This window comes from Neobacillus sp. S1227, from assembly GCF_055385255.1.
Window position 1 is genome coordinate 3,338,898 of record NZ_AP038276.1, and the last position, 12,391, is coordinate 3,351,288.

At 39.4% G+C, this 12,391-nt stretch carries 13 protein-coding genes; 1 reads left to right on the forward strand and 12 read right to left on the reverse strand.

What is annotated here, in order from left to right; all coding sequences use genetic code 11:
* Window positions 1–27 precede the first annotated feature (27 nt).
* The 5 genes from ACZ5AE_RS16670 to ACZ5AE_RS16690 all read right to left on the reverse strand — a co-directional run bounded on the left by ACZ5AE_RS16670 (window position 28) and on the right by ACZ5AE_RS16690 (window position 5,219).
* Window positions 28–1,662, reverse strand: a complete 1,635-nt coding sequence (locus ACZ5AE_RS16670) for an acyl-CoA synthetase (RefSeq protein WP_464565683.1) — start codon at window positions 1,660–1,662, stop codon at window positions 28–30.
* Between the two features lie 34 nt (window positions 1,663–1,696).
* A complete protein-coding gene (locus ACZ5AE_RS16675) occupies window positions 1,697–2,878 on the reverse strand; it encodes an iron-containing alcohol dehydrogenase (RefSeq protein ID WP_464565685.1) in 1,182 nt (393 codons plus the stop codon).
* 231 nt (window positions 2,879–3,109) lie between these two features.
* On the reverse strand, window positions 3,110–3,298 hold the full coding sequence (locus ACZ5AE_RS16680) for a hypothetical protein (protein WP_464565687.1): 189 nt from the start codon (window positions 3,296–3,298) through the stop codon (window positions 3,110–3,112).
* Between the two features lie 25 nt (window positions 3,299–3,323).
* Window positions 3,324–3,953 (reverse strand): TetR/AcrR family transcriptional regulator, encoded by a 630-nt coding sequence (locus ACZ5AE_RS16685; RefSeq protein ID WP_464565688.1) that lies wholly within the window; start codon window positions 3,951–3,953, stop codon window positions 3,324–3,326.
* Between the two features lie 195 nt (window positions 3,954–4,148).
* Window positions 4,149–5,219: a phosphotransferase family protein gene (locus ACZ5AE_RS16690; RefSeq protein WP_464565690.1), complete on the reverse strand. Its 1,071-nt coding sequence runs from the start codon at window positions 5,217–5,219 to the stop codon at window positions 4,149–4,151.
* Window positions 5,220–5,467: 248 nt separating this feature from the next.
* Between ACZ5AE_RS16690 and ACZ5AE_RS16695 the strand changes: the two genes are divergently transcribed.
* Window positions 5,468–6,430 carry an alpha/beta hydrolase gene (locus ACZ5AE_RS16695; protein WP_464565692.1) on the forward strand — a complete coding sequence of 321 codons (963 nt, stop codon included), beginning with the start codon at window positions 5,468–5,470 and terminating at the stop codon, window positions 6,428–6,430.
* A 66-nt stretch (window positions 6,431–6,496) separates the two neighbouring features.
* On the opposite strand, the gene ACZ5AE_RS16700 is transcribed toward ACZ5AE_RS16695, so the two are convergent.
* From ACZ5AE_RS16700 to ACZ5AE_RS16730, 7 genes are all read right to left on the reverse strand, one after another.
* Window positions 6,497–7,552 (reverse strand): phosphotransferase family protein, encoded by a 1,056-nt coding sequence (locus ACZ5AE_RS16700; RefSeq protein WP_464565694.1) that lies wholly within the window; start codon window positions 7,550–7,552, stop codon window positions 6,497–6,499.
* 93 nt (window positions 7,553–7,645) lie between these two features.
* Complete coding sequence (locus ACZ5AE_RS16705; RefSeq protein ID WP_464565696.1) at window positions 7,646–8,083, reverse strand: hotdog family protein; 438 nt, start codon at window positions 8,081–8,083, stop codon at window positions 7,646–7,648.
* Between the two features lie 59 nt (window positions 8,084–8,142).
* Complete coding sequence (locus ACZ5AE_RS16710) at window positions 8,143–8,598, reverse strand: FAS1-like dehydratase domain-containing protein (RefSeq protein ID WP_464565698.1); 456 nt, start codon at window positions 8,596–8,598, stop codon at window positions 8,143–8,145.
* Window positions 8,595–8,864 carry an AMP-binding enzyme gene (locus ACZ5AE_RS16715; RefSeq protein ID WP_464573649.1) on the reverse strand — a complete coding sequence of 90 codons (270 nt, stop codon included), beginning with the start codon at window positions 8,862–8,864 and terminating at the stop codon, window positions 8,595–8,597. The genes ACZ5AE_RS16710 and ACZ5AE_RS16715 overlap by 4 nt, the downstream gene beginning before the upstream one ends.
* Entirely contained in the window at window positions 8,834–10,159 is a 1,326-nt protein-coding gene (locus ACZ5AE_RS16720; RefSeq protein ID WP_464565700.1) for an AMP-binding protein, read from the reverse strand. Before ACZ5AE_RS16720 ends, ACZ5AE_RS16715 begins: the two co-directional genes overlap by 31 nt.
* A 95-nt stretch (window positions 10,160–10,254) precedes the next feature.
* Window positions 10,255–10,668, reverse strand: a complete 414-nt coding sequence (locus ACZ5AE_RS16725) for a nuclear transport factor 2 family protein (RefSeq protein WP_464565702.1) — start codon at window positions 10,666–10,668, stop codon at window positions 10,255–10,257.
* A 106-nt stretch (window positions 10,669–10,774) separates the two neighbouring features.
* Window positions 10,775–12,364 carry an ATP-dependent acyl-CoA ligase gene (locus tag ACZ5AE_RS16730; protein WP_464565704.1) on the reverse strand — a complete coding sequence of 530 codons (1,590 nt, stop codon included), beginning with the start codon at window positions 12,362–12,364 and terminating at the stop codon, window positions 10,775–10,777.
* Window positions 12,365–12,391 lie beyond the last annotated feature (27 nt).

Genomic DNA, 12,391 nt, shown 5'->3' on the forward strand with positions numbered 1-12,391 from the left:
TTTTCACCTATCCTTTTGAATAAAAATTTATTTTGCGCCGGCATTTTCATATAATTTTTGTTTCAAAAGATATCGTCGAATTTTGCCGCTAGGGGTTTTAGGAAGACTGTCCACAAATTCAACTTCCCGTGGATACTGATGTTTGGATAGTTTATTTTTCACAAAACTGCTTAACTCATTGGATAAATCGATTGAGGATTCATAGCTGGGATTCAATACAACATACGCCTTTACGATTTCCCCTTTGGCGGGGTCAGGCTTACCGACTACAGCTGCTTCAGCTACTGCTGGGTGTTCCAGTAAACTGCTTTCTACTTCAAATGGCCCAATACGGTATCCGGCACTGGAAATAATATCATCTGCACGCCCTTGAAACCAAAAATATCCGTCCTCATCTTCACATGCCAAATCACCGGTTAAAAGCCATTTTCCTTTAATTTTTTCCTCTGTTTTCGTCGGATTCTGCCAATACCCTAAGAAGAAGTATGGAAAGGCTGTTGTATCAACGGCAATTTGTCCAACCTTGCCTTTTTTAACAGGGCTGCCGTCCTCATCCACTAATGCAATATTATAACCTGGAGAGGGCAGGCCCATGGAACCTGGTTTTACAGCCATATCTGTTACATTAAAGTTGTCTACGATCATTCCTGTTTCCGTACATCCATAATGATCATAGATTTCCCGGCCAAAGTTCTCCTTGAAGAACCGTACTACTTCCGCATTTAATGGCTCCCCTGCACTACTGAATTTTCTCACCTTCAAAGAGTATTGCCTTGCATTTTCAGAACCTGCTGCCATCATCATTCTGTAAGCCGTAGGTGCATATGCAAAATTTGTAATTTTGTATTTTTCTAGTAATTGGTAGGTTTTGTCTACCTTAAACGGCCCTTTATAAACTAGAAGTTTGATGCCAAAGCTTAACGGAACAAAGGTACAATTAATAAGCCCATATGCCCATCCTAAATCCGCACCGCCATATAATAGGTCATCATCTTCGACTCCTATCCCATATCTTACATATGGGAATGAACTTATTAAAATTTTGTGCGCCCAAACAGCCCCCTTTGGCATACCGGTCGAACCGGATGTATATTGAATAACACTAGGATCCATAAGATTTGTAGACTCTATTTTAAAATCATCAGGAAATCTTTGTAGATACTCCCAAAAGGTCAACCCATCACTTGAAATTCCGTCAATTAAAAGGAGATTACAAGAAAGATTTTCTTCTTCAATCTTTTTCGCTTGCTCTTTATTAGTGACTAAAACCTTGCAGCCGGCGTCTTGTAATCGGTACTTTATGGCTTCCGGGCCAAAAGCTGTAAACATCGGCACATATACCGCACCTATCTTCCATGCCGCTAAAACAGTTAGAATTAACTCCATATCTTTACCTAGAAGCCCAGCAACGCGATCCCCCTTTTTAACTCCAAGGGATTGAAAGGCATTGGCCATGCGATTTGATTGTTCTTTCAATCTTCTATAGGTCCATACATCAGAGTTACCTTCTTCATCCTCCCAAAAAATAGCGATACGATTTGGATCATCCGCCCAACGATCGCAGCATTCGTGAGCCATATTGAATCTTGTTTGCACGTCCCAGTCATAAGTTTTTAAAACATTTTCCCAAGAAAAATCGTCCCTTAATTCATGGTATTTCATTCTCACTTTCACCCCTATTAAATGATTTTCCTTTTCACCAGGCTTCTTGTATTAATGCAGTAATTTGTTCATTCAAATCCGCTGTAGATAAAACAAATGAGTTTTCTTCCCCTTGAATATCCAAGAGAATATTATTTACCAATGTTGGAATGCTCTCTTTTGGAACATGAAAATCTCTTAACCGATGTGGAATCTCCAACTCTTCGGTTAGGTTTCTAATTAGAGTGGGAGCCAAACTTGCATTCTCTTCTAAACTTCCATTCACTATTGCTTTCCCTAAAACCTTGGATATTTGAGCCTGTTCTAGGTATGTCCTTGGCATAAGAAACTTCATTACATGCGGCAGCATAATAGCTGAAGTCATCCCATGAGGAATATCATAAAGTGCGCCAAGCTGATGGCCAATGCTGTGGGATAAGCCTAGCTTAATATTTACTACTGAAAATAAGGAGAGCCATGCTCCTATCTGACATTCAAGTCTGGAATGTAAATTTGTAGGATTTTTTTTAGAAATAGGCAGGTTGTCATAAAGCTTTTTTAATGCCTGTAAAGCCAGATTGCTGTTAACAGGATTTGGAATTGGAGTATAAAGCGTTTCCACAGCATGGTCCACTGCCCGGATGCCAGTTGAAATCCAAAGCCAATCAGGAGTTTCTATCGTAAAAACGGGATCTAGGAAGACTAATTTGGGAGTCATTTTAAAATGAGAAAATTTATATTTGACATGGTCTTTCCCATTCGTCACACCGGCAATGCTTGTAAACTCAGAAGCAGATAATGTGGTTGGAATCGCGAAATGAGGGATAAAATCGAAAAACTTTGGTACCTTCTCTTTTAGATTTTCCGACAGGGGATACAGATCCTCTTCGGTTTGGATGCCGCCTGATAAAATCAAAGAGAGAATCTTTGCTGCATCAATTGGGCTACCGCCGCCACAGCTAATAATTAGATCGGGATTGAATGAGCGAATTTCACTCACATTTTTCATTAGAAGGTTTCCTGGAACATGTTGTTTAGAACAAGTTATGTAGGTTTCAAATCGACAGGAATGAAGGGACTCTATCATATTTTTAAATACATCAGCATTTAACATGCTATTGGTGGTGAAAACTAAAATTTTCTTGCCGTTATAACGATTAATTTCGTTAATTAGTTGCTCCGCTACAACATTTATACCGTAATGGATGCGGTCAACGGGAAGATACTGATAAATCATTCTGTAACCCCTTTCAAAATTAATGAAGCAAAGGACATGCCCACTCTAATAATGAAGCTTCCAACTTACAATAAATTCAAACTATTGTTTGTTTTAATTATAATATAGGGTTAATGATTTGTATACAAATTTCCAAATATTCCATTTATTCAGCGAACCGATTTTCATCGTAATAAAACGCCTGCAGGGGACAGACGTTTTCAAGGGTTGACTTTATGATAAGCAACAAAGTTATTTCAAATTTAAATACCAGCGGCTGCCTTTATTAATAACAATCCCCTTACTCTTTAGCTTTCTAAGGCTCTTATAAATGGTATTTGGCAAAATATTGTGGTCAATATTTTTTTTATACATTTTTAAAATAGTACCCGCTGATAAACCAGGGGAATTTCGCAAAAATTCTTTAATCATATTGTCCACACGTGCACCTCCCGAAAAACAATATTTAAATTTCGGATGAACAGATGAGAACCTTATCCCAAACTCCTTGAAGGACAAACGCATTAAATTGTCTAGAAATTTCATTAAACGTATACTCATTATTCGGGGAATACCAACGCTGCATGTAATTAAATACTCCAAAAATGGCAAAAGTCAAAAGTTTCGAATCTAAATCGCTGCGGAATTCCTTTTTCTCAATTCCTTCTGTAATAATTTTCCGGAAGAGGTGGTCATATTCATCCCCTAATGTTGCAATTTCCCCGCCAAATTCAGATTTAAACCATTCGATGGACACCCAAACGAATAATTCACTTTGGTATTGTTCAAAACTGTAAATATGGTTTTGCAGTGCCTTTTCCAACTTTACAGTCGGTGAATCTGAGGAATTCACTATTTTCTTTAGATTGGCCGTCATCTCGCTTAACGGTCTTTCAACAACGGCATATAACAAATCTTCTTTCCTATCAATATAGTAATAAAGGCTTCCTTTTAGCATATCCACCTCATTCGCTATATCCTCCAAAGTGGCCTCTTTATATCCTTTTTCACGAAAAACTTTTGCAGCAGCATTAATGATCTTGGTGAATTTTTCCGTAGACTTTTTTCTTACTTTTTTAGCATCTGATTTTCCCATGATTTTTCTCCCTTCTTATCCAATTATTTTTTGCACTCGCAACTCTTTATTTTATACAGAGACTGTTATTTTCATTTTTATACCAGACGGTTGTTTGGTGAATATTTTACCATTACTCTGATTGCAACTCAAACGTATTTATATTTAATAAAGAGTAGATGAAATTATTCTTTGGATAAAAAGTGGAGTACGATCCTAAAAGTTACCACTAGTTGATACTTCATAGGAGTGAAGCATTAGATTCCTTACCCTATCAATAAACTTTGCGAATCGTTCATCTCTTGTTTGCCCCACTTTCCAGCGATAATAAATTTGCTGTAAAACAACCGCAAGTCTAAAATAGGTAAATGCCATATAAAAATTCATAGATGGGACGTCCCTACCGCTTTTGAGGGAATACCTTTGAATAAAGTCTCTTCTTTTGATAAAACCTGGCATCGTGGTAACTGTTGGCAGACTTTCTTTTAAACCATCAGGGTCATCCTCTTCCATCCAATACCCCAATGCACCAGCTAAGTCAAAAAAGGGATCAGCGATGGTTGCAATTTCCCAATCTAATATAGCTTCAATTCGCTTATAATCTTTCGATAGCAGCATATTGTTCAACTTATAATCATTATGAATCATACTGGCATACTGGGAAGTAGGAATGTGTTTTAGAAACCATTTAGCCAATGACTCAAAATAGGGAATTTCATCTGTTTTAAACTTATTATAGCGGCCAATCCATCCATTGACTTGCCTTTCCAAAAAACCACTTGGGCGGCCGAATCTGGATAAATTTGCTTTTTCATAGTCGACAGAATGTAACTGGGCTAGGGCATCAACCACGGCATAAGAAATTTCCACACATAATTCGTTGGAAGCAGCAAAACCCTCCGGAAATTTAGTATCTAATACAACCCCCTGCTTTCGCTCCATGACATAAAATGGGACACCCAATATTTCTTTATCATCACAAAAAACATATGGTTTAGGCACAAGAGGGAACGCAGGATAGAGATTCGTTAAAAGCTCCGATTCTCTTTTCATATCATGTGCTTTGGGAGGTAAAGGGCCTGAAGGCGGACGGCGCATAACTGCTTCCCATTCACCGCTTCGTAACAAGTATGTTAGATTTGAGACACCCGTAGGATATTGTTCCACCTCCAATGGCTTATTTGGAAAAGCTTCCAAATGGTCATTTAAATATTTTCTTAGTGTTTCTTGATCAAATTCCTCTCCATTTCGAATCGGGATTGTTTCACTGTGTTGAATTTGATTCATTTCTCCACCAACTTTTAATATATTTTATAAATCTAACGTTTGTTTGAATTTAATTATAACAGCCTTTATATAAAAATCAATAATATATTTTTAATTTTCTGAAAAAGAGGAAAGCCAAAAGATATCTTTGGGTGAAAAGTATATAAAAAATATATTTTTTGAATATTCATAATAGTATTGCATTATTGTTTAATAGACTTTATAATATGTCTGAAAACGATTTCATTATATGGTTAGGAGGAGAAAATATGGTATTACAACCCCAAGTAAAGAATCTACTAGATCAAATTAATGCGGCAGTTGCTGCTGGCGCTCCGGCAATCGAGCAAATGTCGGTCCAGGAAAATCGTGATGGTCTTTTAGCTTTTTACAAAGACGTAACAGGGGCTCCGCAAGAAGTGGCAAAGGTGGAAGACATTAAAGTGCCTGTTGGGGATTCAGAGATTACGCTGCGCCTTTATACTCCGGAAGGGAACGGACCTTTCCCTGTTATGGTGTACTACCATGGCGGCGGCTGGGTACTAGGTGACCTTGAAGTAATCGATCCTATCCTTCGTGCTGTAACAAATTCTACCGAATGTTTGGTTGTTTCTGTTGATTACCGTCTTGCTCCTGAATTTAAATTCCCTGTAGGGCCGGAGGATTGCTACGCTGCAACGAAATGGGTTGCTGAGAATATTTCAAGATATAACGGAGACCCAGATCGACTTGTAGTTGCCGGTGACAGTGCCGGCGGAAATCTTGCTGCCGTTATTCCTTTAATGGCTAAGGATCGCGGGGGTCCTTCTATTGCTTACCAAATTTTACTCTATCCTGTAACCAATTTCTCATTTAACACCAAATCTTATTTTGAAAATGGAAAAGGCAATTATTTAGAAACTTCAGCTATGCATTGGTTTGCTGATCAATATCTCAATAGTGAGGAAGAAAAAGCAAATCCTTATGCATCGCCTTTGCTTGCAAAGGATGTATCCGGTTTACCTCCTGCACTGGTTATTACTGCAGAATACGATGTACTAAGGGATGAAGGCGAGGCCTATGCGGCAAAATTGAAAGCTGCAGGGGTTCCAGTCGAGCACAAAAGGTATGATGGACAAATTCATGGTTTCTTCTGGATGCCGGTGCTTATGGATGATGCCAAGAAGGCGCTAGAGCAAATTACTACCGCTCTAAAGAGACAATTTTCTACTAGTCCACATGCCGTAAAATAATAAAAACTAATAAAAGGCTGTTAAGAGAAACTGCTTACTCTTACAGCCTTATTTATTTTGACGTTTTTAGCGAAAAATTCCGTTCCATCTGGCCCTTTCCGCCTGCTTCAAGAGGTTGTTAATCCCGATATTTAATCTTCCAAAACGTACATCCTTTGCTTCGCCCATTTTCCAGCGATAATAGATTTGCTGGAGGATAACAGCAATTTTATAAAAGGCAAATGTTAAGTAATAATCAATAATTGAAACATCCCGGCCGCTTTTTTGGGCATACATTTCAAGCAAATCTCCTCTTGATACAAAACCGGGCTTCGTGGTAACAGAAGTCAGTCCTGTTTCCTCGTCCCCCTCCTCTGTCCAATAGGCTAACGCTGCCGCTAGGTCGGTTAATGGATCGCCGATTGTACTGAGTTCCCAATCAAACACTCCAATCACTTCTCCAGGATTGGCAGGAGAAAACATCATGTTATTCAGTTTAAAATCGTTATGGACAATGGTTGGAGCTGGTGATGGAGGGATATTTTCAATCAACCATTTTTCGAGATTCTCAGCATTTCGGATACTATCTGTTTTCGAATTATGGAATCGTATGACCCAGCTGTGAACTTGGCGGCTAAGATATCCGTTTGGATGCCCAAAGCTGCCTAAACCTGCCATTTCATAATCCACCTCATGTAATTTGGCTAATGTATCAACAACAGCATTCGAAACCAGAATTCCGGTGTCTTGACGTTTTTCAAATTCAACTGGCAATTCATCATCCAGGACGAACCCTTCCTTTTTTTCCATCACATAAAAGTGGCGGTCCATAATTTTTGGATCTTCACAATAAAGATAAGGCTTTGGCGCTAACGGGAAGACACGGTTTAGTTTTTCCAAGATTTCATATTCCCGTTTCATATTGTGTGCTTTCGGCGGGATTGGCCCAAATGGGGGCCTTCGTAATACTGCTTCCCAATTCCCGATACCGATAAAATAGGTCAAATTGGAATAACCAGCTGAATATGGTTTTATCTTAAGAGGCTCATTACTAAGTGCCGGGATTTCTTGACGAAGGTAGTCTTCGACAGCAGACCAATTTATATCGTGAACTGATTGTTTACCCAATTGCATTTGGCTCATGAAATCTCTCCTTTAAGTCTTTTAGGAACGGTCAAGTAATAACCATATACTTTAAGCCACAATCCTTTAAAGAATGTGGCTTAAAATCTTAAATTATATGAAAGTTCGTTTCCCTTTAAATAGATGAAAACGTACAACTGCGTTACCTGGAGCAATTATTTCATCTGCTTCATTTTTAATGAATACTTCAAGATTAACCTCTCCCTTATCATATTCACAGGTAATAATTCTACCGCCGGAACGAAGTGTTTCACCGATAAAGGATGCTTTTCGGTTAGAGTACTCAATAGAAGTTATTTTCCCATCCTCACCGAGCCATTCCATTACACATTGATGGAGCCAATCGCCAAGTAACGGACCAGCTATCACCAAATCCGGGTATTTTTCTACTTCGGTTGTATAGGGAATGTCAAAATGGATCCGGTGAGCATTCCACAATGCCGCGTTATAAAGAAATAATTGGACATTATCGGGTTTAAATAAACGCTCTGGCAATAAATCTCCAGGGCTTAACATATTTATTCTTGACATTTCTTCCACCTTCTTTCATACCTAGACAGTAAGTTGCCGGAGGGAGATTTAAAAATACATTAACGTAAAATCCTGGTTGTTTTTTCTGTTAGTACTTTCTCCCCTAATTCATTTTCTACATTCATTGTAATTTCATAGAAAATAAGGGGCCCCTTAGAACCTTCTTTTTCGTAAATATTTGTTAATGTTCGAGTTGCTGTTAACCATTGTCCGGGATAAATCGGTTGAAAATATTCAATTTTCAACCCCCCGGCCATTTCTTTTTTTAATGGAAATTTCGGGACTAATGGGTCAATCGAAACACCATCCGGCCTTAAATGTTCCAATTCTGTCACATCCCAGAATAAAGCCACATGAAACATTGGCGGTGCTTCATCACCTTTAAGGTATTTCTTTATCCTTTGGCCGGTTGCGATGGAATACTTCCTAATGTCCTTTCTGGTAACCAATTCTTTTTTAGGCGGAGCTGAACGCCCAATATGGGACAATAGTTCTTCATTCATTTGCCTGTTCATACTTGATTACTCCGAATCTTTCCATATTTTTCTCTCAGCTCACGTTTAAGAATTTTACTAGTCGGTGACTTTGGAAGACTATCAAAAAATTCAACTGAACGGGGTTTCTGGTAAGATGCCAGATGTTTTTTAGCTGTATCAATAATATCCTGCTCTGTGGCTGTTCGGCCAGGTTTCAAGACTACCGCAGCTTTTACTATTTCCCCCCACTCTTCATCAGGAACACCAAAAACCGCTACCTCAAGAACTGCATCATGCTGGTATATCGCGTTTTCAACCTGGGTACTGTAATATTTTCACCGCCAGATATAATCATGTCTTTGGCACGATCGACAATGAAAATATAGCCATCTTCATCCCAAGTCGCGATATCCCCTGTATACAACCATCCATTGCATATAGTTTTGGCAGTCAGCTTTGGCCGCCGCCAGTATCCAATCATATTCGCATCTGACTTCACGATTATTTCACCGGGCGTTTTCCCGTCACGCGGGACTACATTCCCTTCAGCATCAACAATTAGGATCGTCGTTGCAAAAGCCTCACGACCACATGAAGATAATCTTTCAGGGTGAATACCTTTGATTGCATTTAAATGATCCTCTTGGGAAAGAAATGTCATGCCCATTCCTTCTGTTTGCCCATAACCTTGAATTAATGTGCATGGAAAGGCTTCGAGAGCCGCCTTTACTACTTTCATTCCCATCGGTCCGCCGCCATATTGTATATTGCGCAGGCTGCTTAGGTCATACTGTTCGAAATTTTCAACAGACATCATCCAATTTAGCATCGTGGTAATACCTAAAAATGCAGAGACCCGCTCCTGTTGAATTACTTCAAGAGCCAGCTTTGCTTCAAAGTTTATTAACACCAATGGGCAACCATGTGCCATGTAATTGATGGCCAATACTATTGGTATATGGAACATTTGGCCTGTCAGCATATAAACATCCGATGGTACAATCCGTTCAGCCACAGTTTGATTCAGCATGCCTGTGTAAAACCCTTTGTGAGTATGCAGAGCTCCTTTGGACTCTCCAGTTGTTCCTCCAGTATAAAGAATCAGCATTGGATCGTCATCGCCAACTTCATTTGATAGTTTTGGCTCTTCATCCGAGGCTTCTGCTATCAGACTATCATATGAACCATCACTATTTTCTCCATATTCGAGCCAGTGACTAATATCCAGCTGTTTCTTTAGCTCCTTAGCTTCTTCGGAGAACTCACTTGCATTTACAAACACAGCAGGTTTTCCATCAGCTAATATTCTGGTTAATTCCGGAATGCTCAAACGCCAATTCAGAGGCTGTATGATTAAGCCAACGCGTGCACAGGCAAAATAGTTTTCTATATACTCTATACTGTTTTTTGACAATATGGCGACACGATCACCCTTTGAGAGACCTAATGTATTTATATATCCATTTGATAATTTGCGGACTCGTTGATCCAAAGTGCCAAAGTTTATCCGGCGATCGTTGGGAATGTCGATAAGGGCTGGTCTCTTTGGGTCAAGCTTTGCGTATTTTGCCGGGATCATTCCGATATTTACCAATTCCACACTGCCTCCTTAGAAAAACAATTTATTTATTAAACTTATATAAATGAACAACCAAACTAGATCTGCCTTCGACAATTCTTGAGAATAAGATTAAATTAGAAAGGAAGCTCCAAATCTAGATGTCGCTTTTTCAATTTCCAACTGCCATCTTCCTTTACCACTTCATCTCGGTAGATACCTGTCGTCAACAGATTTATGTTCCCATTGTCTACGGCAATTAGGGTTAAACTAGAAAGGACTGTGGCAGTTTTTTCACCTTCTGTTTCAAAGAAAATATTTGAGATTTCATGCAGGCGCTTATCAGTCTGATGATTCATTGAACTTGTCATCAACTTCATTACGGCCTGATGTCCTTCAAATGGACCGACCAAATCTCCATCAGCAATACGTATAGACATTACAGCATCTTCTGCAAAGCATTTTCCGAGCATGTCAATATTTCGGGAATCATAACCATAAGCAGCCTTGTTTAAAAGTTCGTGTATTGCAAATTTTTCTTCCGCTTTCATTTTTAATCACTCCTTTTTTTTATAGAAAGGTGCAAAGCAATTTTTTATGGAAGGCCCTTAAATTTTTGATGATTATTCTTTTAAAATATCTGGCCGAATAAAACACTTAACGGAGTACTTTATACCCTACAAGTTCCCGGTCCCAAGTGTCCGTGGTAATCCCTTCAAGCCTCAGCTTGTATTTCTCAACCCTCTGTGATGTGTTTTTCGGTAACGCCTTTACAAAACGTATATAGCGGGGAACAGCAAAGTGTGCCATACGGCGCTGACAAAAGTCTAATAACTCTTCGGGTTTCAGTTCTGCTCCTTCTTTGAGGATTACAACCGCAAGTACTTCTTCTTCCGAAAGTTCAGAAGGAACGCCAATAATTGCTGATTCAAAAACCATGGGATGATCGTTTAAGATGCGTTCAACTTCATAAGATGATATGTTCTCCCCTCTGCGGCGGACAACATCTTTCTTCCGGTCGATAAAGTAGAAATAACCGTCTTCGTCCATACGTCCGGTATCGCCAGTATGAAACCAAAGGTTTCTCCAAGATTCGACTGTTGCCTCAGGCATTTTATAATACCCCGAAAACATGATAAAAGGTTTTTTGGGTCGAACAACGATCTCACCAGCCACACCTGTTGGGCAGGGGTTGTCATTTTCATCATGGATCTCAACTTCGTAGATTGGTACAGGATAGCCGCAGGCTCCTTTTCTAAACGATTCAGCGGGATTATACAATGCTGTTCCAAGTTCAGTAGAACCATATACTTCGGAGATTTTGACCTGGAATCGATTCTCGAATTCTTCGTAAATTTCCAGGGGAGTAGGTGCCCCAAACACCTTTTTAACCGGATTGTCAGCGTCGTTCGGATGTTCCGGCTGCTTCATAAGCATAGTCAGGAGGGAGCCCATAAAATTAAAAGCGGTTATTTGTTCCTCCCGGCAAATATCCCAGAAGTTTGAGGCTGAAAAACGATTGTGCATCACAACATCGCAGCCAGTAATTAAAGCTACGAGGATAGTAGTATAGCGGGCATTGACATGAAACAAAGGAAAAGCAGTAAACAACCGATCTTCAGGGCCATACTTCATTAGCTCACATGCAGTCTTTGCCACACTAAAATTTGCTGCATGACATAGGATCGCTCCTTTTGAAGGTCCTGTTGTTCCAGAAGTAAAAAGAATTAGAGCGGGATCTTGAGGTGTTATTGGAATGTCAACTGGGCTATCACATGCCTTATTTAAAAGTTCTACAAAAGAATGGCAGCAAAAATTTTCACCATTTAACGGCTCATAATCATCACCAACAACTATGATGTGTCTAAGATGCAACACTTCTCCCAATATTTCTTCTAAACGACTGATCCATTGTGAAGAGATTATAATGGATTTACATTCTGCTTTATTCAGAATGTAAGTTAAGAGATCACCGCGAAATGCAGTATTAATCGGGACTTCGATCACACCCAGCCGGGCCAGGCCAAGCCATGCAGCCAAAAATTCAGGGCTGTTCGGGAGCATTAATGCACATGTGTCACCCTTTGAAAGACCCAGCATTGCCATAAAATGAGCAACTTTATTACCAGTCCTATGAAATTGATCATAAGTCAGATCTGTATGTTCGAAACGGACAAATCGCTTGTCAGGCATAGCTTTCGCTCGATGCTCTACTATACTTCCAAATGTTTCTATTCCTTTATACAAGATTTCGCCTCCTTTTATTTGTAATAA